The sequence below is a fragment of the Rosenbergiella sp. YN46 genome, from assembly GCF_036620675.1.
In the GTDB taxonomy this organism is placed as follows: domain Bacteria; phylum Pseudomonadota; class Gammaproteobacteria; order Enterobacterales; family Enterobacteriaceae; genus Jejubacter.
Window position 1 is genome coordinate 1 of record NZ_JAZHEE010000050.1, and the last position, 21,662, is coordinate 21,662.

18 protein-coding genes, 2 tRNA genes and 1 pseudogene are annotated in these 21,662 nt (G+C 53.9%); 13 read left to right on the forward strand and 8 right to left on the reverse strand.

The annotated features are described in order from the left end of the window. From V3W49_RS21115 to V3W49_RS21145, 7 genes and pseudogenes are all read right to left on the reverse strand, one after another. Positions 1–156 (reverse strand): annotated as a pseudogene (locus V3W49_RS21115) (IS256 family transposase); the annotation flags it as partial. A gap of 277 nt (positions 157–433) precedes the next feature. Further along, complete coding sequence (locus V3W49_RS21120) at positions 434–2,404, reverse strand: TonB-dependent receptor plug domain-containing protein (RefSeq protein ID WP_500147952.1); 1,971 nt, start codon at positions 2,402–2,404, stop codon at positions 434–436. 26 nt (positions 2,405–2,430) lie between these two features. Then, on the reverse strand, positions 2,431–3,285 hold the full coding sequence (gene modD / locus V3W49_RS21125; RefSeq protein WP_500147953.1) for a ModD protein: 855 nt from the start codon (positions 3,283–3,285) through the stop codon (positions 2,431–2,433). Beyond that, positions 3,282–4,094 (reverse strand): class I SAM-dependent methyltransferase, encoded by an 813-nt coding sequence (locus tag V3W49_RS21130; RefSeq protein ID WP_500147954.1) that lies wholly within the window; start codon positions 4,092–4,094, stop codon positions 3,282–3,284. The genes modD and V3W49_RS21130 overlap by 4 nt, the downstream gene beginning before the upstream one ends. A gap of 10 nt (positions 4,095–4,104) precedes the next feature. After that, entirely contained in the window at positions 4,105–4,479 is a 375-nt protein-coding gene (locus V3W49_RS21135) for an ATP-binding cassette domain-containing protein (protein ID WP_500147955.1), read from the reverse strand. Next, positions 4,476–5,423 carry a FecCD family ABC transporter permease gene (locus tag V3W49_RS21140; protein ID WP_500147968.1) on the reverse strand — a complete coding sequence of 316 codons (948 nt, stop codon included), beginning with the start codon at positions 5,421–5,423 and terminating at the stop codon, positions 4,476–4,478. Before V3W49_RS21140 ends, V3W49_RS21135 begins: the two co-directional genes overlap by 4 nt. Positions 5,424–5,458: 35 nt before the next feature. Then, positions 5,459–6,484 (reverse strand): iron ABC transporter substrate-binding protein, encoded by a 1,026-nt coding sequence (locus tag V3W49_RS21145; RefSeq protein ID WP_500147956.1) that lies wholly within the window; start codon positions 6,482–6,484, stop codon positions 5,459–5,461. Between the two features lie 555 nt (positions 6,485–7,039). Here V3W49_RS21145 and V3W49_RS21150 point away from each other — a divergent pair. From V3W49_RS21150 to V3W49_RS21170, 5 genes are all read left to right on the forward strand, one after another. Continuing rightward, positions 7,040–7,285 carry a hypothetical protein gene (locus tag V3W49_RS21150; RefSeq protein ID WP_500147957.1) on the forward strand — a complete coding sequence of 82 codons (246 nt, stop codon included), beginning with the start codon at positions 7,040–7,042 and terminating at the stop codon, positions 7,283–7,285. 124 nt (positions 7,286–7,409) lie between these two features. Continuing rightward, the gene (locus V3W49_RS21155) at positions 7,410–8,243 is read left to right on the forward strand and encodes an SdiA-regulated domain-containing protein (protein WP_500147958.1); all 834 of its coding nucleotides are present in this window, start codon (positions 7,410–7,412) and stop codon (positions 8,241–8,243) included. A 329-nt stretch (positions 8,244–8,572) separates the two neighbouring features. Beyond that, positions 8,573–9,301 carry a gluconate 2-dehydrogenase subunit 3 family protein gene (locus tag V3W49_RS21160; RefSeq protein ID WP_500147959.1) on the forward strand — a complete coding sequence of 243 codons (729 nt, stop codon included), beginning with the start codon at positions 8,573–8,575 and terminating at the stop codon, positions 9,299–9,301. A gap of 2 nt (positions 9,302–9,303) precedes the next feature. Beyond that, on the forward strand, positions 9,304–11,079 hold the full coding sequence (locus tag V3W49_RS21165; protein ID WP_500147960.1) for a GMC family oxidoreductase: 1,776 nt from the start codon (positions 9,304–9,306) through the stop codon (positions 11,077–11,079). A 14-nt stretch (positions 11,080–11,093) separates the two neighbouring features. Further along, positions 11,094–12,374 carry a c-type cytochrome gene (locus tag V3W49_RS21170; protein ID WP_500147961.1) on the forward strand — a complete coding sequence of 427 codons (1,281 nt, stop codon included), beginning with the start codon at positions 11,094–11,096 and terminating at the stop codon, positions 12,372–12,374. Positions 12,375–12,412: 38 nt separating this feature from the next. On the opposite strand, the gene V3W49_RS21175 is transcribed toward V3W49_RS21170, so the two are convergent. Beyond that, on the reverse strand, positions 12,413–13,993 hold the full coding sequence (locus V3W49_RS21175; RefSeq protein WP_500147962.1) for a methyl-accepting chemotaxis protein: 1,581 nt from the start codon (positions 13,991–13,993) through the stop codon (positions 12,413–12,415). 343 nt (positions 13,994–14,336) lie between these two features. Here V3W49_RS21175 and mltB point away from each other — a divergent pair, with 343 nt between their 5' ends. The 8 genes from mltB (at position 14,337) to V3W49_RS21215 (ending at position 21,660) form a co-directional block, all read left to right on the forward strand. Continuing rightward, positions 14,337–15,422, forward strand: coding sequence for a lytic murein transglycosylase B (gene mltB, locus V3W49_RS21180; RefSeq protein ID WP_500147963.1), 1,086 nt, complete (start codon positions 14,337–14,339; stop codon positions 15,420–15,422). 155 nt (positions 15,423–15,577) lie between these two features. Next, a complete protein-coding gene (pncC, locus tag V3W49_RS21185; protein WP_500147964.1) occupies positions 15,578–16,075 on the forward strand; it encodes a nicotinamide-nucleotide amidase in 498 nt (165 codons plus the stop codon). A gap of 97 nt (positions 16,076–16,172) precedes the next feature. Beyond that, positions 16,173–17,237: a recombinase RecA gene (gene recA / locus V3W49_RS21190; RefSeq protein WP_500147965.1), complete on the forward strand. Its 1,065-nt coding sequence runs from the start codon at positions 16,173–16,175 to the stop codon at positions 17,235–17,237. Positions 17,238–17,433: 196 nt separating this feature from the next. Further along, complete coding sequence (locus V3W49_RS21195) at positions 17,434–17,943, forward strand: regulatory protein RecX (RefSeq protein WP_500147966.1); 510 nt, start codon at positions 17,434–17,436, stop codon at positions 17,941–17,943. A 139-nt stretch (positions 17,944–18,082) separates the two neighbouring features. Beyond that, on the forward strand, positions 18,083–20,710 hold the full coding sequence (gene alaS, locus V3W49_RS21200; RefSeq protein ID WP_500147967.1) for an alanine--tRNA ligase: 2,628 nt from the start codon (positions 18,083–18,085) through the stop codon (positions 20,708–20,710). Positions 20,711–20,952: 242 nt separating this feature from the next. Next, on the forward strand, positions 20,953–21,138 hold the full coding sequence (gene csrA / locus V3W49_RS21205; protein ID WP_000906486.1) for a carbon storage regulator CsrA: 186 nt from the start codon (positions 20,953–20,955) through the stop codon (positions 21,136–21,138). A 351-nt stretch (positions 21,139–21,489) separates the two neighbouring features. Beyond that, a tRNA-Ser gene (locus V3W49_RS21210) sits at positions 21,490–21,582 on the forward strand. Between the two features lie 4 nt (positions 21,583–21,586). Beyond that, positions 21,587–21,660 (forward strand) — tRNA-Arg (locus V3W49_RS21215). Positions 21,661–21,662: the final 2 nt, after the last annotated feature.

Genomic DNA, 21,662 nt, shown 5'->3' on the forward strand with positions numbered 1-21,662 from the left:
TTCCACATCCTGGGCCAGATGGGAATCAAGTTCAGCAGATAGCGCCGCTTCGGTTAACTGTTTGATTAGAGGTGTTAGAATACCGTCCTTGCCCGTTAGTGCCTGGCCGGACTGGAGTGCTTTAAGCGCTTTGTCGAAATCGAAGGGGTGGGACATGTGTCATTCCTTTTTGATTGTATATTGACTCGAATGACACAGAATTTCTAACACTCCCGGGAAAAATGAGGCTGAGAATAATGCGCTCAGTGCTGATTGAATCGCCACGGATAATCTAGACACTGGACTGACCCCGCCCCGGTAGACGATCCTGCCCTATAGTTGGACTGACCCCATGGACTGACCCCATGCCTGTTGTGGTGTGCCCCTGCGCTCCTCCTGTGCTCAAAATATACGGCAGGATCGTTTACCGGCGTAAGGGCAGCCTAATTTTTACTTAAAATTTATACTCCACACCGGCCCAGAAGTTTCGCCCCTCTTCGATAAAGCCTTCACTGTAGGCATATTTCGTGTCGAACAGGTTGTTTACTGAAGCATTCACGTTAAATCCATGTCCGAGCGCATAATCTGCCCGAATATGGGTGATAGCGAACCCCTTAGCCTTTTGTGAGCCATCGGTATTGCTGTAGGAGGATGAACGGGTTTCTTCGGAAAGCGTAACACTGAGTGATTCCCACGGTTTGAACGTCATCCAGGTGGAGAGGGTCTGTGTCGGCAGACCGGTAATTTTACCCGACTTATCGCGTTTGGGATCGGCATGAATCAGTCCGTAACTTAATCCCACGTCCAGTATCTCGTTGATATTTCCTTTGATTCCCACATCCAGCCCGGTGTAATCAATCTGGCCACTGTTTTGATTCTGAACGGTATCGGCATCAATATTGTGAGATAAAATCGCATCGGTTATGCGATTGTAATAAACGCTGACCTCTATGCCCCAACGGCGGGTTAATGATCCATTCCAGGTCAGATCCACGCCACGGGCACGCTCAGGTTTCAACTGGGGATTTACGAGTGCTATCTGGTTATACGCTGGTTTGGATGTTGTGTAGCGCTCTTTTAGCGTAGGGAAGCGCGTTCTGTCTGAATAAGAGAGCGCCAGTGTATCCTCGTTTGCGAAGTGATATTTGGTCATCACCTGCCAGTTAAAGGCGGATTGATTATTGTCTGCATAATGGGTCACACTGCCATCGCTTTCGTGTTTTTTGCCTTCCTGGCTATCGCGCCAGTCATAGCTGATACCTGCGACCACATCCAGATTATCTGCCGCCGCCCACTGATATTCGCTTGCCAGCGACCATGTACGATCTTTATAGCGATCCCAGGAAGCATGGGGCTTCCCCTTTTCTCGATGCACATCGTCTTTCCAGTTCACGGCAAATGACAGTAGATCACTTTTATGCACCTCGGCGGCAATCTGCAATCCTGCACCATTGCTGTAGTCAGAGTAGTGGCTGTAGCTACCTTTCTTGTTTTTCAGGGCGGCCAGTGAGTTGTACATCATTAACGTATTTTCAAACGAGTCACGATACAGGCGACTTTTCAGCGTGAAGCGATCGCCAAAATGGGTAGTACCCTGATAGTAGTAGCTCTTTTTGTCATACTGAGGCCACTGCCAGTAGCGAGATTTCTGACTACTGGTTCCGGCATACGGCGGGTTCTCTTTTTCTCCATCCTGATTAATATACGTCAGAGTATATTCATCGTTTCCCCGGGGGGTAAATCCGAGCTTCACGATACCGCGCTTATCATCCATTGAGGAGTTCACCATTTTACCGTGACTACCCGCAAGTGGGGCATTCAGGCCATGTGGCAAACCGAGAAAATCCTGTTTTAGCTGGCTGCCGCTGACCTGAAAATAGCCGAGGTCATTACTGACGCCAAACGAAGCGTGCATATCATGTGCGTTATCTTTGCTGCGGCTCCAGCCCTGGCGATAACCGAGTCCAGCCTCAATGGGATGCGCGGGTTTTTGGGTGGTAATATTGATGGCGCCGCCCATCTGGTTTGGGCCCTGTAACAACGAGGAGTAGCCTTTAGAGACTTCTACCGAAGCGACATCTGAAGTCAGAAATCGTCCTAAATCGAGGTTACCATCGTAGGGAACATAAATAGGGACACCGTCGAAATAAACCGGAACCTGGCGACTGTTAAAACCGCGTACTTTAACCTGTTGTTCGTTGCGGTTTCCTGATTTTTGCAGTACCACGCCGGGGATGACGCTCAGCGCTTGTGCGACATTCTGCTTATCCAGTTCCCGCATGGTTTGCTGGCTGAGAATTGAGGCCGTCGCCGTTGGTACAGGGCTTGACCAGACGGTCAGGGTTTCGTTTTCTTGCCCGGCAAATGCATGATGTGTAAGAGCGAGCGTCACTACTGTGTAAAGACAACTTTTGTTGAATTTCATTATCGTGAGTCCATTTATCAATCTTATTAGCCAGAGGTGTCCGGGTACAGGCTGACCTTGATATCCGCTGGTGGTGCGTAATAGGGCGCGGAGGTGATAAAAAGCCCGATGCCACAGTCGAGGTAACTCGCCAGAGTGACGAGATTAATGCCGCCGGTTAGCGCCAGCATGCAATTGGGAGCCAGCGAAGGCGCTATCTGCGCCAGTTTCGTTGCCTGAAGTGGGGTAAATTTGTCGAGCTGTAGAATGTCGGGGCGGGCGTGCAGCGCGGCCATTGCTTCGTCAGGTGTATCTGCTTCTACAGCAATTTTTTTCTCAGGGGCATGTCGGCGCAGTTGCGTGATGGTTGCGGACCAGTCCTTGTGGCCGGAAAGAAAACGCCGGTGGTTGGCAAACAGCAATACGGTTTCTGCGCAACCGGTGCGATGGATTAATCCGCCTGCCGCCAGTACGGCCTGGGCCGCCAGCAGCCGGGTGCCAGGAATGGCTTTACGCGTACAGGCGATATTGGCTTCGGGAAGTTGCTGGCGTAACATCGTCAACATACTGTCGAGATAGTGCGAAACGCCGCAGCTCCACTCCAGTACATTCTGTACCGCCTTCCAGCCCTGATGCAGTGCGGCTGCACTGCCGCATACGCTGATTAACCGTTGACCCGGTGCGGCCTGCTCGCCGTCATTCATCTGTTCCACAATGGTTAACCCCAGTGAATACAGCATTTGTCTGGCAACGGTTATTCCACTCACACAGCCGCCGCGGCGATGATAAAAGTCCATTTTTCCCGGCGTTGCGCCAATTCCCAGCGCCCGGGTGGTTAGATCTCCCCCCTGAATATCTTCCTGAAGGTAAGCGTCGCTCTGTGCCTGAGAAAAGAAGATCATTGCAACGCTTCCTCTGGTACGCATTCCCACCAGATAAGCGCCCAGTCGCGGTTGGCGGGGGCAAGCGTGCTGGCGTCCTGCTGCTGATACCAGCGATACAGGCGCTCCCGCTCTTCATGACTGATTTCGCCCAGACTCCAACGAACGTTCTGTTCAAAGCGCTCCCAACAGCTGTTGTCCTGCTGGCAGTTTCGTCCACGAATAAAATCAACGTGTGCGTGGATGCCCATCTGATAAAGCACATTGAACGCATAGATATAGTTGGGTAACTCGATGACTTCTCGCCCGGCAGCACGTTGAATAACCGGGGAGATAAAAGAGGTGCTGACCAGATGGGTGGTATACACCCGCAGCCGTGCCTGGCGATTGAGCTTATACATTGCCTGATATATATCGCCTACCAGCGTTGAGCGTGAGGCGATCGCGATGTCACAGCGAGGTAAATCGTTCCAGTCATCCTCCCAGGCTCGCTGTATCCACTTAACGTGACTGGCTCCTGTCGCTTTGGCGCGACGGGCTGCCACGTTCAGCATTCCGGTGCTGTAATCGACGCCGTACAGAACGGGCAGTTTATCCGCCAGAGCCAGAGAAACGGTACCTGGCCCACATCCCATATCAAACAATGATTGTGCGTTCTGTAGATCGATTTTCTCCAGTAATTGCAGCAGATAGCTGTCTGCTGGCGAAGCGCAGTTCTGCGCCATCTTTTCTGCCCGTTTATCCCAGTGATCGGGCGTTTTTTCAGTGCGTTTTGCCAGTAATAACTGCTGGCGGTAGAGCTCTGCAAAACCAATATTGTCAATAAGCATGAGGGGCCTCTTATTGGTAAGTCCCAAAAAAGGTGATGGTGGATTTGCGTGGATGAAACCCGATAAAGTGCGGGAACCTGTCAGGCACGAGCCGTGTTTGTGGGCTTTCCTGTGAAGCCTGGCCGTCATGCACTTGTGGAATCCAGGCGACAACGCTGGATCGTTGGCATGCGGGGATCGACTGTATCGCTTTTCTATCAGGCAAAATGTCTCCGTCGATTAACGGAATAACTTCTGGCAGGGCCCGTATTGGCGTGGTCTTTCCGCTGTTATTCGCTCCCTGCATGCAGCAGATAGCGCCTTGATATACGGCGAAGAAAACATCGTGCAGTTTCGCTTTATGCTGATACCCCGGCGAGTCATGGTTAAGGGGCAGTAATGTCATCGGCTTCCTCCGCGTAGCAAAAGCAGTAAAAAGAAGGGGGCGCCGATAAACGCAGTGATAATGCCCAGCGGGATTTCTGTATTGCTGATGTCGCGTGCCAGCGTGTCGGTAATCAGAAGTAGGATGGCGCCGACCCCCATCGACACGGGGAGCAACTGCTGATGGTTGTTGCCAGCCAGCAATCGGCCAATATGTGGCACGACCAGCCCAATCCAGCCAATAATACCGGCGATAGCGACGGTACTGGCGGTGATTAGCGTGGCGCAAACCACCAGGCCGAGCCGCAGGCGGCCTACGTTGCTCCCAAGCGATTGCGCTTCATCATCGGAGAGCGTTAACAGATTTATCCGCCAGCGTAGCAGTAATAGAGGTACTGAGCCGGCGATGATTAGCGGTGCGGAAAACCAGAGGTCATGGCGCGTAATCGTGGATAACCCCCCCAGCAACCAGAAGGTGATGGAGGGCAACTGGGTATATGGGTCAGCCAGCGTTTTGATGAGTGAAATACCTGCACCGCACAGAGTGCTGAGTGCAATGCCTACCAGTACCAGTGTTAATACCGGTTCGTGACGGGTTACTTTCCGGGTAATCAGCCAGACGCCTGCGACGATCAGCAGGCCACCGCAAAATGCATATAGCTGTATCAACAGGCTCGACAAACCAAACAGGATCGCGATACAGGCACCTAAACCAGCCCCGGCAGCAACGCCAAGGATATCCGGCGAAACCAGAGGATTACGGAACATTCCCTGATAGGTTGTACCTGCTCCGGCTAATGCCGCACCCAGCAGCAGAGCGGCGAGAATACGTGGCAGACGGATTTGCCAGAAGACGATGCGCTCCTGAATGGGGACATTCTCATGGTTGAAAATCAGGGCCAGCAGCTGTTGTCCATCCAGATGATAGGCGCCTGACGCTGCCGCGACGACAATACACACCAGCATCAGGCCAGGTATCAACACGGCGAGGTGGGAAGTTCTCATGTGTTTACCCCCCGCTTTTGATAATCGCTGTCGCTAAGGGGGGTATGCCAGAACAGATGTGAGTAAAGCCGCATATCTTCTTTGAAGTGCTGGCGTATTGCAGGGTCGAGCCAGGCATGCAAACGGCGTAGTCCCAGCAGGCGATTGATGCCTGGAGGCGCGTCGAGCCAGCCAAATGGCAGGCCGCTCAGAAAGAGAATGCGTTTATTCGCCACGGCCTTTACTCCCTGCCAGACGGGAGCCTGTTGCAGGTACTGCGCTGTCACGGCATCCTGAACAAGGATGATATCGGGCTGCCAGTCGAGAATATTTTCCATTGAAACCGGTGACAGTCCATGGCGACCCGGGATGTGCGCCACGTTTTGCAACCCCAACAATTCTGCCGCCTCAGTATGTAAAGACCCCTGAAGCCCTGTCTCCAGTCCTCTGGCGCCGCGAGCAGCATAAAACCGCACCTTCGCAGCAGCAGTTTGAGAAAAATTTACCGCCCCATCAATGAAGTATCTTGCCAGTTCCGCCTGCAATTCCGTGCGTTCTTCATAACCGAATACCTTCCCGGCAACCCGTAACTGCTCAGGTGTTTGCTTAAGTTCACCGTTAATCAACAGCCACGGGATTAGCGTTTGTTTATTGACCTGACGGGCCTGGGAAAGCCAACTCTCATCCGTATTGCCACAGTCGACGACCAGATCGGGCTTCAACGCCAGCAGCCGCTCCAGGGAAAGCGTACTGGCACGTCCTGCGAGTTTGCCCAGTTTTGGTAAGTGGCGAATGGTTTCAGGCAGGGAGATGACGACCTGGCGTGCAAAATCGAAAGAGGAAAATCCCACCAGTTTTTCTGGTGCAACTGCCAGTAGCAGGATATCTGCGGGAGCGCCTGCGCTCACTACACGGGTAATGTGGTACGCCTGAGGGAGGCGCCCGATGGCGAATGTGAGAGAAGTTTGCGCTGAACATGGCAGGGAGGGAAACGCCAGTGCAGATGCTATGGCCTGAGTGAAGAGCCGCCTTGTGATCGGCATGATTTTCTTCCTGAAAGTCACAATAATCGCTATGTATATATCTATATAACGATAAAAAACATGTTCAGTATCAAATTATTGGAAATAACATAACCCCTTGATCCATTAGCGTGATAGTAGATCGCCATTCAGTTCGTGGAGCCTTTAGCGCCGTGGCACTGGAGCCGTCAGCATTGATCTTATGCTCAGCGTCGTCGTCATATTTATAGCTATACTGCAATGATCTTCTGGCGGGTATCGGCCATTCTTCACCCATGATTGCACGCGGTGTATCACGGGAGAGATATTTCATATTGAAAGCGTTCAGTTGTTTAGGCTGTTGTGCTGACGGAGCATGCCTGCGATGGCGCCCCTTTTTCAGTATGTTAACGGTGAGCCATCCCAGCGGATGGTATTCCTCGTTCGTTTTTGTCTAACTCGCCTCTGGATGGCCAGCCTGTTTTCGCCGGATGGCTACTGAACTATCAATTCTGGCCGCTAACCCTTTGCGCAAAGAAGCCCATTACAGTACGCTTTATGTAACCGCATCAGGCGTCAGGTGCAGGAAAAATAAATATGATTCAATGGGTAAAGCGTGCTGTTTTCAATATTATTGCGCTGCTTGTCGAAGACCTGAAAATATGGGCGACGACCTGGATCTCTATCGTGTTGATCGTTTTGTTTGCCCTGATTACGTCTCCTTTCTTATCCGCCGGGTATTGGGCACTGGCCAACGGCATCTTTATCCTTTTCACCCTTATCGGGGTATCCTTTGCCGTTGAGTTTTTCCCCTGGGGCAGGAAGTCTTCCAGCTCCGAGTGAGGGGGCATCTGACCATGACCCGCGGGTTTAACATTCAGTTAAGCTTCTGATTATATTCTCCTGATTCAGGAAGGCCGGGCGACGGCTTCGTCTGGATAATAGAAAGGATGGATAAGGAGCTAATTTGTTAAGACAGAATTTGAGTACCGCGTTGGCCGCTGTAATACTCGGCACGCTGCTGTTGCTGACGGGGGGCATACAGGCTCACGCCCAGGGGATGGCATTGTCGAGTTACCAGTTACAGTACCAGACCCGCCTGCCGGAAGTGGAAAATCTCTCATCGCTTACCTGGTGGGCGAAACGCGGCATCCTGATGGCCACCACCAATCGGCCGGCATCGATTCTGGCGATAAGCCCGCAGGGTAAGCTGTTGTACCGCCAGGAGGTTGATTTTATTCGCGATGCGGAATCGATCGAATCGCTGGGTGATAACCGTTTTGCGCTGGTGGATGAGCATAATTCACGGCTGTGGATCCTGACTATTTCCGATGATTTTAAGATAAGCATCGCGAAGCAGTTTAAGCCTGATTTCTTTGGAAAAGCACGCAATCGCGGGATCGAGGGGCTGGCGTGGGCAGAGCGGGATAATACCCTGTGGCTGGCGAAAGAGCGTGAGCCGGTGGAACTTTATCGCATCCGCTGGTTGCCGGAAACTCAGCATTTATCGGATCTGAACGACGCCGGCCATATCGCCGATAAGCTGCCGCTTTCCGATATTTCCGGTATGGATTACTACGGTGGGCATTTGCTGATCCTCTCTCATGAATCAAAGCTGCTGCTGGAAGTGGATCCCGAACGGGGAGATGTGGTTAGCCGAATGCCGCTGCGTGCGGGCCTTCACGGGCTGAAGGAAGATATTCCCCAGGCGGAGGGGGTTGCTGTCGATCCCGAAGGGGGGTTGTACCTGGTAAGCGAACCTAATCGCTTTTACCGTTTTGCGTCGGTGAAAGCCCGCTAAATTTGTTACCGGCATCGCTGCGATGCCGGTCTCTTTTTTTGCGTTAAATCTGACAAAGATCAAATTATTATCAATTTGTTTACAAAACTTGAACTTCAGATTTAAATCCCGTCACCATTTACTCCTTGCTGAAAAATCAATTTGTTAAATATTTCCCCGTCTGTTTTGTTACCGATAACAATGTAACTTGTTTATTTAGAAAGGCATTTTTCAACCTTGTTTTACCCGTTGAGAAGATTAGCTTTATTCGCGACAGCCGCCTGCGATTGGCTGCATAACCAGAACAGCAAATTGTCCATTTTCGTTGCGAATACTGACAGGAAGGATTGATGAGTAAGAATAATGATGAACGGGAAATGCCCTCCAGAAGGCGTTTCCTGCAGAGATCGCTGTCGCTGATTCCGCTGGCGGCGGCCGGCAGCAGCCTGGTAAGCTTTAGCAGCCCGGCGGCCCAGAGCGGATCTCAGGGCGTCAGCGCCGATTATGTTCCGGTATTTTTCAATAACGACGAGTGGCGTTTTATTCTGGCCGCCACGGACAGGTTGATTCCCACCGACGATAACGGCCCCGGCGCCGTTAGCGAAGGGGTACCGGTTTTTATCGATAAACAAATGGAACTGCCATATGGCCACGGCCATCTTTGGTATATGCAGGCGCCTTTCGCCAGTGCCGAGCCTGAACTGGGCTATCAGTCCAGCCTGGTTCCGCGAGAAACCTACCGGCGCGGCATTAAGGCTATCAACGGCTGGTGTCAGGCGCATCACCAGAAGGTATTTGCCGATCTGACCCACGCTCAACAGGAAGAGATTCTGAGCCAACTGGAAACCGGCAAGCTGACCTTTGAAGAGGTGCCCGGTACGCTGTTCTTTACTCAATTACTGGAAAACACCAAAGAGGGCTGGCTGGCGGATCCGCTGCACGGCGGCAATCAGACGCTGGCTTCCTGGAAGCTTATCGGCTTTCCCGGCGCCCGCGCCGATTATCAACAGGTGATGGAGAGTCCGAACCAGCCCTATCCGCTGGGGCCGGTGAGCATTTCAGGGAAGAGGAGCATATAACTATGGCGATTAAAAAAGATCCGGTCGACGTGCTGATCGTTGGTTTTGGCTGGACCGGATCGCTGATGGCGATGGAACTGGCCAGTACCGGACTGAAGATTCTGGCGCTGGAGCGCGGCGAAGCGCGCGACACATACCCCGATTTCGCCTATCCGCGCATCGCGGATGAACTGACCTACGGTATTCGCCTTAAACTGTTCCAGAACGCTGCCAAAGAGACGGTAACGGTACGTCATAAGGTGTCAGATACCGCATTGCCTTACCGGCGTTTCGGTTCCTTCCTGCCTGGTAATGGCGTCGGCGGCGCGGGGGTACACTGGAATGGTATGCTGTGGCGGCCGCTGAAAGCCGACCTGAAAATGCGCAGTACCGTTATTGAAAAGTATGGGGCGGATTTTATTCCGGCCGATATGACGGTGCAGGACTACCCCTTTACCAGTGAAGAGATGGAGCCGTATTTCGACAAGTTTGAGAAAATCTGCGGGGCGGCGGGCCAGGCCGGTAATATTAAGGGCACGATAGTGGAAGGGGGAAACCCCTTTGAAGAGCCGCGTCAGAATCCGTATCCGACCAAACCGCTTAAGCAGCAGTACGCTGGCATGCTGTTCAGCAAGGCGGCCCGCGAGCTGGGCTATCATCCGTTCCCGGTGCCGGCGGCTAACTGTAGCGAACCCTGGACTAATCCTTACGGCGTACAGTTAGGGGTCTGTAACTACTGCGGCTTCTGCGAGCGCTTTGGCTGCTTTAACTACTCGAAAGGTTCGCCGCAGGCCTGCGTGCTGCCCGCGTTACGTCAGTACCAGAACTTTGAGCTGCGAACCCAGTCTCACGTGCTACGGGTTAATACCGATTCCACCGGCACCAAAGCGACCGGGGTGACCTATATCGACGCTAACGGGCAGGAGGTGGAACAACCGGCGAGTCTGGTGGTGCTCAGCGCCTTCCAGTTGCATAACGTGCGTCTTCTGCTGCTGTCGAAGATCGGCAAACCCTACGATCCGCTCACCAATACTGGCGTGGTGGGGCGTAACTACGCCTACCAGATGAATGGCGGCGTGTCGCTGTACTTTAATAAGGACACATACTTCAACCCGTTTGCCGCCACCGGCACCACCGGGATGTTTATTGACGAATTCAATGCCGAAAACTTCGATCACGCGAAGCTGGGTTTTGTTGGCGGCGCGACTATCTCCGCCACCACGACCGGTGGCCGTCCGATTCAGCAGATGTCGCTCCCTTCGAAGGCGCCGAAGTGGGGATCCGGTTGGAAGAGCGCTATCAAGGATAACTATCTGCACAGCATGAGCATTGGATCATCGGGATCGGTCATGCCTTACCGGCAGTGCTATCTCGATCTCGATCCCACCTATAAGGATTTGCATGGCCAGCCGCTGCTACGCATGACCTTCGACTGGCAGCCAAATGAGCTGAAAATGACCAACTTCGTTGGTACTAAAGCTGAAGAGATAGCCAAAGCGATTAACCCGTCTTACTACGAGATGCACTTCATGGGGATGGATGCTCACTACGACGTACGGCCTTACCAGAGCACCCATACCACCGGCGGTGCGGTGATGGGTGATAATCCTGCTAACAGCGTGGTGAATAAGTACCTGCAAAGCTGGGATGTGCCGAACCTGTTTGTGCTTGGCGCCTGCTGTTTCCCGCAGAACCTGGCCTATAATCCTACGGGCATCGTCTGCGCTACGGCGCTGTTCGCGGCCGACGCGATTCGCTCCCGCTATCTGGCGAATCCCGGACCGCTGGTTCAGGCATAAGGGAGGCCGAATAAATGACGATTCAATGGCAGAAAATAGCGCCGGTACTGCCGCTGGCGCTGCTGATTTCCAGCGTTTACGCGCAGGGGCCGATAAGCCGGGGCGAACAGCTGGCCAGGGCGGGGGACTGCGTCGCCTGTCATACCGCTGAAGGGGGAAAACCTTTTGCTGGCGGCCTGAAGATGAATACCCCGGTGGGGGCTATCTATTCCACCAATATCACGCCGGACAAAACGACCGGGATTGGCGATTACAGCTATGAGGAGTTTGTAAAAGCCGTGCGCGAAGGGGTGGCGAAAGATGGCCATAACCTTTATCCGGCCATGCCCTACACCTCTTTTTCCCGTATTAACGACGAAGATATGCGCGCGCTGTATAACTTCTTTATGCATCAGGTGACGGCCGTGAAGCAGAAGAACCGCGACAGCGATATCCCCTGGCCGCTGAACATGCGCTGGCCGCTGTCGGCATGGAATCTGATGTTCCATGATGATAAGCCCTTTAAGCCGGACAGCAGTCAGAGCGACGAATGGAACCGCGGCGCTTATCTGGTACAGGGGCTGGCTCACTGCGGTACCTGCCACACGCCGCGCGGTATCGGTTTCCAGGAGAAAGCGCAGAATCAGACGGAAAGCGACTGGCTGACTGGCGGTACTCTGGAAGGGTGGCATGCGCCGGATCTCACCGGCAATGTGAAAAGTGGTCTTGGGCGCTGGAGCCAGCAGGATATTGTGGATTTCCTGAAGACCGGACAGACTTCGCACAGCACGGCCTTTGGGTCGATGCGCGACGTGGTGACACACAGCACCCAGCATTTGAGCGAAGGCGATCTCAAGGCGATTGCCGTTTATCTGAAGTCTCTTAAGTCGTCCGATCCGCAGGCTCAGGCGCCGAAAGCGAATACCGCTACCGTTGATGCGTTAATTAAAGGGGATATCAGCAAACCCGGGGCCAGAGAGTACGTCGATAACTGTGCCGCCTGTCACCGGCTGGATGGTCAGGGTTATGCCCGAACCTTCCCGGCGCTGGCTCATAACAGTGCGGTGCTGAGCGACGATCCCTCTTCGCTGATTAGCATCGTGCTGAAGGGCGGTCAGGCGCCGATTACCCGTGATGCGGTAACCGGTCTGACCATGCCGGACTTCGCATGGCGCCTGAGCGATAAACAGGTCGCCGACTTGCTCACCTTTGTACGTAGCGGCTGGGGCAATAACGCTGGCCCGGTCACGGCCGATCAGGTGAAAGAGATACGGGAAACGTTGCCGCCGGCGACATCCGGCAAGGATAAGCCGTAGCGCAATCAGAAAACGGGCCGATATGGCCCGTTTTCTGTTTACCGGGCAGGTGTAGCGACCTGCGCAGTTCCATCGGCTCCTTCAGTGGTAAAGAAGGCCACCCGTGTGGTCAGTTCCCGGGTCTGCTCATTCATGGCGTCCGTTGCGGTGGCGGATTCTACGACCAGCGTGGCGTTCTGCTGCGTAACGACTTCCATCTGGTTAATTGCCATAGCTATCTGGCTGATTCCGGTGCTCTGTTCCTCTGAGGCTATCGAGATTTCACGCATGATATTGCTGACCTGAGTGGTGGACTCCACAATTTCCTGCATGGTGCTGCCGGCGCTGGAAACCAGCTTTGCCCCGTGACTGACGTTGTTGACGGAATGTTTGATAAGAGTGCCTATCTCTTTAGCGGCGTCGGCGCTGCGGGCCGCCAGATTGCGCACTTCCGAGGCGACTACGGCGAAGCCGCGTCCCTGCTCGCCTGCCCGGGCTGCTTCTACAGCGGCGTTCAGCGCCAGAATATTGGTCTGGCTGGCTATGCCGCTGATAATATTGTTTATTTCGGCAATCTGTTGGGCATTATGCTCAATTTTTTGCATGGTGTCCGTCACGTCGTTCATTACCGTTTCGCCGTTGCGGGCCGTCTGATTAGCGCTGGCCGCCAGCTCGCTGGCCGCCAGCTCGCTGGCCTGGCGGGCGTTTTCAGCGTTGTGACCGACGGTAGTTTTAATCTCTTCCATGCTGGCCGCCGTTTCCTGCAATGCGCTGGACTGCTGTTCGGTACGGCAGGATAGCTCCTGGTTGCCGCTGGCAATGTCGCTGGCGCGCAACTGGATAGTGGCCGCACTGTGTTTTACCGAAGCGATAATCGCCACCAGTGAACGGCGGGTTCTTTCCAGCTCTCTGAACAGAGCCCCCAGCTCGTTCTCTTTACTGGCGGGGATATTGACGCTGAGATCGCCATTGCCGATATGTTTGAATGTGGCAACGAGTTGCTGAATGGTAAAAAGGAAGTCTCGTTTAAACCAGATGATTATCAGCAGGAACAGCGCCGAGATAATCACAAAGAAGACGATACAGGACAGGATAAAGTGGGAGACAATACGATTGTAATCGTCATTGATTTTATCATTGAGCGCTTTACAGAGTGTGAAATATTGATCGATTAAGGTGCTGAGATTATTTATCCGATCGGCAATAGCGAAAGAATCGATTTCACGGTTTTTAATCTGGCGGCCGGTTTCCTGGCTGAAATCCAGCAGTGCATTGACTTCAGCAGCGATTTTATCGGCCAGCGCCTGAATTTCCGGTGTGGCTTTAGGCTCTTTCTCCCACAGATTAATTGTCTGTCTGGCAACGGAAAGATCGTTGAACAGGCGCTGTTCGCCATCAACGGGAAAAGGGCGACCGGCCTGAATTTCAGAAACAAAATAGTTCAGATTCGCGCGGATCCCCATAATGTGGTAGCGGGTATCGCTGATAGCGAGCATCCGGTCAGTAAGTCTGTCCAGACTATGGTAGTTATTCTGCGCCGTTTTCATGGCGATGACCGAGCCCAGCGTAAGGCCGATAAAAACCAGAAACAGAAACGCAAGGCCGGTTTTCATCAGTGTGGCTATTTTCAGGTTTCTCATTTCGCATCCTTGGTTATTACCACAGAGCAGGCCGGGAGACAGATTCTGATTATCGTTTATTCTTATCAGTAACGGCGCAGCTTGCGGAGAGTTCGGGTTATTGCTGGGTTATCGGCGCGGATACCGATTCTCCTTAATTGCTTTTCCCAACTGATTTCCTCCTTTTGATAGCCGTTGCCTGCTTGCTGTTTTTTTTATCGGGCAATGATTCTGGGTTTTTTCTCATTGGACGGTGTTCGCCGAAACAGCCGGGGGATAGAAAATCGTATCTCCTGCTTTGTTTCAGCATGAATTACCCATTACCATTACTAACACTTTTCGCGGTTAGTCACAGGGATACTTTATGCTAAGTCGTCGTTATGCCATTTCACTACTTCCTCTGCTGGTTTTACTCTCCGCCTGTAGCAGCAAGCCGGAATCTCAGCCGGAAGCCACGGCCGCGCCTCAGGCGGTTGCGCCCCAGGGCGGTTTTTTGCTGGAACCTCAACATACGATGACCCAACTGGGCGGCGATTATGCCAGCAATCCTGCCACGGAAAGCTTCATCGATAAGATGGTTAGCGAGCACGGCTTCGATCGCCAGCAGCTGCATGAAATATTTTCCCAGACTAAGCGTCTTGACTACGTTTTGCGTCTGATGGATCGTCAGGCGCCTACCACGCCGCCGGCTCCCGGCCCGAATGGTGCCTGGCTGCGCTATCGCGCCAAATTCATCACGCCGGATAACGTGCAAAACGGCGTGGCGTTCTGGAACGAGCATCAGGATGCGCTGAACCGCGCCTGGCAGCAGTATGGGGTACCGCCGGAGATTATCGTCGGCATTATCGGCGTAGAGACGCGCTGGGGGCGGGTCATGGGTAAAACCCGAATTATCGACGCGTTGTCCACGCTGGCTTTTAACTACCCGCGACGAGCCAAATATTTTGCTGGCGAGCTGGAAACCTTCCTGCTGATGGCACGCGATGAAGGGGACGATCCGCTCACCCTGAAAGGCTCTTATGCCGGGGCGATGGGATACGGTCAGTTTATGCCATCTTCCTATAAATCTTTCGCCGTGGACTTTAACGGCGACGGGCACGCTAACCTGTGGGATCCGGTGGATGCCATCGGTAGCGTGGCTAACTACTTTAAGGAGCACGGCTGGAAGCAGGGCGAGCCGGTGGCGGTACAGGCCAGCGGCCAGGTGTTTGGAATGAAGACCGGATATAGCACCAAATACAGCGTTAGCGAACTGGCGGCTGCGGGGCTGTCACCGATGGGGTCGCTGGGCAATCATCGGCAGGCCAGTCTGTTGAGTCTGGATGTCGGCACCAGCTATCAATACTGGTACGGCCTGCCCAACTTCTATGCCATTACCCGCTATAACCACAGCACCCACTACGCTATGGCAGTCTGGCAGTTGGGCGAAGCGGTGTCTCAGGCCCGTTAAACGAAAAGCGCCCTCCGTTTTTCAGGCCCAGAGGGCGTTTTGCTATTCGCCGTTTTGGCTTTTCGAGCCATTTCGCACATATGGCGACAGGCTCTCCACTGGCGAGTGGAAAGTGATACCCTGTTGCCCTTGATAACGTCCAGTTCGGAACCATCATGAAAGATGAAGAGATGATGCGGCTCAGTCAACGACTGGGTCAGGCGTTGGCCAGATGTGGCGCGACGGTCACTACCGCGGAATCCTGTACCGGCGGTTGGGTGGCGAAAGCATTGACCGATGTGGCGGGAAGCTCCGCCTGGTTCGAGCGCGGTTTCGTGACATACAGTAATGAGGCGAAATCGCAGATGATCGGCGTTAGTCCTGAAACCCTGGCAGCGGAGGGAGCGGTAAGCGAAGCCGTGGTACGCCAGATGGCCCAGGGGGCGCTGGCGGCGGCCGGGGCCAATTACGCGGTCTCCATTAGCGGCATTGCCGGGCCTGATGGCGGCACTCCGCACAAGCCGGTCGGTACGGTCTGGTTCGGTTTCGCCGCCGCGGATGGCCAGGTTCTGGCGTTCCGGGAATGCTTTGCGGGGGATCGAGAAGCCGTGCGCAGACAGGCGACTGGTTATGCCCTGAAAACCCTGTGGCAACAATTTCTACAAAACGCTTGATACTGTACAATCATACAGTATAATTAGCGCAACTTACCTTATTCGATAAGACGCAGAGTGGCGTTACCACGCTTTCCCCTGCATGACAGGAGTAAAAATGGCTATCGACGAAAACAAGCAAAAGGCGCTGGCAGCCGCACTGGGCCAGATTGAAAAACAATTCGGTAAAGGCTCCATTATGCGCCTGGGCGAAGACCGCTCTATGGACGTGGAGACCATTTCAACCGGCTCTTTGTCGCTGGATATCGCGCTGGGTGCCGGTGGCCTGCCGATGGGGCGAATCGTAGAGATTTACGGCCCTGAGTCTTCCGGTAAAACCACTCTGACGCTGCAGGCTATCGCTGCGGCACAGCGCGCGGGCAAAACCTGTGCTTTTATCGATGCCGAACACGCGCTTGACCCCATCTATGCGCGTAAGCTGGGCGTGGATATCGATAATCTGCTTTGTTCTCAGCCGGATACCGGCGAGCAGGCGCTGGAAATCTGCGATGCTCTGGCTCGCTCCGGCGCGGTGGACGTTATCGTAGTCGACTCCGTCGCAGCGCTGACGCCTAAAGCCGAAATCGAAGGCGAAATCGGTGACTCCCACATGGGCCTTGCCGCCCGTATGATGAGCCAGGCAATGCGTAAACTGGCGGGTAACCTGAAACAGTCCAACACCCTGCTGATCTTTATCAACCAGATCCGTATGAAGATTGGCGTTATGTTCGGCAACCCGGAAACCACCACCGGTGGTAACGCGCTGAAATTCTACGCCTCCGTTCGTCTGGATATTCGCCGTATCGGCGCAGTGAAAGAGGGCGAAAGCGTGGTGGGTAGCGAAACCCGCGTTAAGGTCGTGAAAAATAAAGTCGCAGCGCCCTTTAAGCAGGCTGAATTCCAGATTCTGTACGGCGAAGGGATTAACTTCCATGGCGAACTGGTCGATCTGGGTGTGAAGCATAAGCTTATCGAAAAAGCGGGCGCCTGGTACAGCTATAACGGTGACAAGATCGGTCAGGGTAAGGCGAATGCCTGTAATTACCTGAAAGAGAATCCGGCAGTAGCCGCGGAGATCGAGAAAAAACTGCGCGAGCAGTTGCTCAGCAATCAGGACGATACGCCAGATTTTACCGTGGATGACCATGGCGAAGGCGTCGCACAGACCAACGAAGATTTCTAATCTGTCCGCCACGTGAGATTGTTGGCAAACCTGGGCCGAACCTGTTTGGCCCAGGGCCGGTTAAAAACTAGCAAGGGAAATCAATTTATTGATTTTCGGCAGATAACGACAAAGAGGGAAAAACGTGGTTTTTCCCTCTTTGCTATCGACCTGACGGGGCTGGCCCCGTCTTTTTACATCATCTCGTTTATCCATTATGCCTGCATCAACACCAGCTTCACCACACCGTTCCCCCTATGCCCGCCTGCTGGATCGCGCCATGCGTCTGCTGGCGATGCGCGATCACAGTGAACAGGAGCTGCGACGCAAGCTGGCGAATCCGTCGCCGGTAAGGCGCGGTAGCAATGATGCGCCGGCAGACCCCGACGATATCAATCGCATTGTTGCCCTGTGCCTGGAGAATCACTGGCTGGATGATGCGCGCTTCGCGCAGCGCTATGTAGAAAGCCGCGCCCGTAAAGGATATGGCCCACAGCGTATTGCTCAGGAATTGCATCAGAAAGGGATAACCCGTGAAGGTGCCTCTTGCGCGCTGGCGGAGTGCGGGGTTGACTGGGAAAGCCTGGCCCTGGAGCAGGCTCAGCGTCGTTTTGGCGAGCCGCTACCGCAGAGCTATCCGGAAAAAGCCAAAGTGCAGCGTTTTTTGCTACAACGAGGCTTTTATATGGATGATATACAGGGTGTATATCGAAATTTTAGCGATTAGGCCATACTGGGTTTTACTTCCCTCTGCAGAAAACATATCTTATTCCCTCTTTTTTATTCCTGAACCGGACTCACGCAGCGTCAATCCGTTATATGATGTCTGGTTCACAACGACTCGTTAGCTTGATTTCAGGATAACTATGAGCAAGACCACCGCTGAGATCCGTCAGGCGTTTCTCGACTTCTTTCGCAGCAAGGGACACCAGGTCGTAGCCAGTAGCTCTCTGGTTCCCAATAATGATCCGACGCTGTTGTTTACCAACGCCGGGATGAACCAGTTCAAGGATGTTTTCCTTGGCGTGGATAAACGTAACTACAGCCGCGCCACGACCGCACAGCGCTGCGTGCGCGCCGGCGGTAAGCATAATGATCTGGAAAACGTGGGGTATACCGCACGTCACCACACTTTCTTCGAAATGCTGGGCAACTTCAGCTTTGGCGACTACTTCAAGCGTGACGCCATCAATTTTGCCTGGGAACTGTTAACCGGCGAACAGTGGTTCAATCTGCCCAAAGAGCGTCTGTGGGTTACGGTATATGAGACCGATGATGAAGCCTACGATATCTGGGAGAAAGAGATTGGCGTGCCGGCCGAGCGGATTATCCGTATCGGGGACAATAAGGGTGCCCCCTACGCATCTGATAACTTCTGGCAGATGGGCGATACCGGTCCCTGTGGCCCCTGTTCCGAGATCTTCTACGATCACGGCGACCATATCTGGGGAGGGCCGCCGGGCAGCCCTGAAGAGGATGGCGATCGCTACATCGAGATCTGGAACATCGTCTTTATGCAGTTTAACCGCCAGGTCGATGGCACCATGGAGCCGCTGCCGAAACCGTCGGTGGATACCGGTATGGGGCTGGAGCGTATTGCCGCGGTACTGCAGCATGTGAACTCTAACTACGATATCGATCTGTTCCGTACGCTGATTGCCGAAGTCGCTAAAGTGACCGGCGCTCGTGACCTGGAAAACAAATCGCTGCGTGTTATCGCCGATCACATTCGCTCCTGCGCATTCCTGGTTGCCGATGGCGTGACGCCGTCCAACGAAGGGCGTGGCTATGTGCTGCGTCGTATCATTCGTCGCGCGGTGCGCCATGGCAACATGCTGGGCGCGAAAGAGACCTTTTTCTACAAACTGGTTGCGCCGCTGATTAATGTGATGGGCGCGGCTGGTGAAGATCTGAAACGCCAGCAGCAGCTGGTGGAGCAGGTGCTGAAGACGGAAGAAGAGCAGTTCGCCCGTACCCTGGAGCGTGGTCTGGCGCTGCTGGACGACGAACTGGCGCAGCTTAAAGGCGATACTCTGGATGGCGAAACCGCCTTCCGCCTGTACGATACCTATGGCTTCCCGCTGGATCTCACCGCCGATGTCTGTCGTGAGCGCAACATCAAGGTTGATGAAGAAGGTTTTGAGCGTGCCATGGAAGAACAGCGTCGCCGCGCGCGTGAATCCAGCGGCTTTGGCGCTGACTATAGCAGCCTTATCCGCGTTGACGGCGCATCGCAGTTTAAAGGTTACGACAGCCTTGAGCTGAACGGTAAAGTGACCGCGTTGTTTATCGACGGCCACGCCGTAGACCAGCTGACGGCAGGGCAGGATGCGGTGGTGATTCTGGATGAGACGCCGTTCTACGCCGAATCCGGCGGTCAGGTCGGCGACCAAGGCACCATTTCTGGTAACGGCTTTGTGTTCCAGGTGCAGGATACTCAGAAATACGGGCAGGCCATTGGCCATATCGGCAAGCTGATTTCCGGCTCTCTGAAGTCCGGCGCCAGCGTCAAGGCGGATGTCGATGAGGCACGCCGCGCCCGCATCCGGCTTAACCACTCGGCAACGCACCTTTTACATGCGGCGCTGCGTCAGGTGCTGGGCACCCATGTGGCTCAGAAAGGTTCGCTGGTTAACGATAAGGGGCTGCGTTTCGACTTCTCGCACTTCGAGGCGATGAAGCCGGAAGAGGTACGCGCCGTTGAAGATATCGTCAACGCGCAGATTCGCCGCAATCTGCCAGTCGAAACCAGCATCATGGATCTTGACGCTGCGAAAGCGAAGGGCGCCATGGCGCTGTTTGGCGAGAAGTACGACGAAAAAGTGCGCGTTCTGAGCATGGGGGACTTTTCCACCGAACTGTGTGGTGGTACCCATGCCAGCCGTACCGGCGATATCGGTCTGTTCCGCATTGAAGCCGAGTCGGGAACGGCCGCTGGCGTGCGTCGTATCGAAGCGGTTACCGGCGAAGGCGCCATGGCGGCTCTGCACGCACAAAGCGATCGTCTGCACGACGTCGCCCAACTGTTGAAGAGCGACACCCAGAGCCTGGGTGATAAAGTGCGTGCCGTACTGGAACGTAACCGCCAGCTGGAAAAAGAGCTGCAGCAGCTTAAAGAGCAGCAGGCGGCGCAGGAAAGCGCCGGGCTGTCCAGTAAGGCTATCGACCTGAATGGGGTTAAGCTGCTGGTCAGCGAGCTGAGCGGCGCCGAGCCGAAGATGCTGCGTACCATGGTTGACGACCTGAAGAACCAGCTGGGTTCGACGGTCATCGTATTGGCTACCGTTTCCGGAGATAAGGTTTCTCTGATTTCCGGGGTATCCAAAGACCTTACCGATCGCGTAAAAGCGGGGGAACTGATTGCTATGGTTGCCCGGCAGGTTGGCGGTAAGGGGGGCGGTCGTCCTGATATGGCTCAGGCTGGCGGCACCGATATACAGGCTCTGCCGGCAGCGCTTGCCAGCGTGGAAGCCTGGGTCGCTTCGCGGCTGTAAGTAAAAATATAACCTAAGCGGCGCCATAACTCTGTTGGTTATGGCGTCTTTGCATCACACACAATCGTTAGTGATTAAAGTCAGGTTGAAGTTGTGCACATCGGCTAAACTTAGGTATAACAGAATGCAGAGGAGTGATTTTCAGCACCCTGGGTGTTTGTTATCGCTTATCGTATGCGTTATATGATGGATAATGCCGGGATACAGAAACCCGACTCTTTCAATCTTTCAAGGAGCAAAGAATGCTGATTCTGACTCGTCGAGTTGGTGAAACCCTCATGATTGGGGATGAAGTCACCGTGACAGTTTTAGGGGTAAAGGGTAACCAGGTTCGCATTGGTGTGAACGCCCCGAAAGAAGTTTCTGTACACCGTGAAGAGATCTACCAGCGTATTCAGGCTGAAAAATCACAGCAATCCAGCTATTAAGGTTTTTGCGCCTTGCCTGGAAGGGTGGGGCGCATCCCTCTACGTTTTTCCCTCTGTCCTTCCCACGTTTCTATCATCTTTCACGGTCACCATTGCACCTGTCACGTTCTTGTGTCGCAAGAACAGGCTGCCATCCGTGAAAAATGTTGAATGGCGGTAGAGCGCCGGATAGCAGCTTTGTCGTTGATAAAATGCCCTTTTTGGTGTTAAAGCAGGCTGATTGCCTGTGAATTGTGCAATCAATCCAGGCTTTAGAAAAATTGTTTGACTTCCCACACTCAGAAAGTAATATGTGCGCCACGCAACGCCGAAGAGCAATTCGCAAAACGGCGTGACTCGTAAGAGGCGTACGGTGAGATGGCCGAGAGGCTGAAGGCGCTCCCCTGCTAAGGGAGTATGCGGTCAAAAGCTGCATCGAGGGTTCGAATCCCTCTCTCACCGCCATTTTGCATCCGTAGCTCAGCTGGATAGAGTACTCGGCTACGAACCGAGCGGTCGAAGGTTCGAATCCTTCCGGATGCACC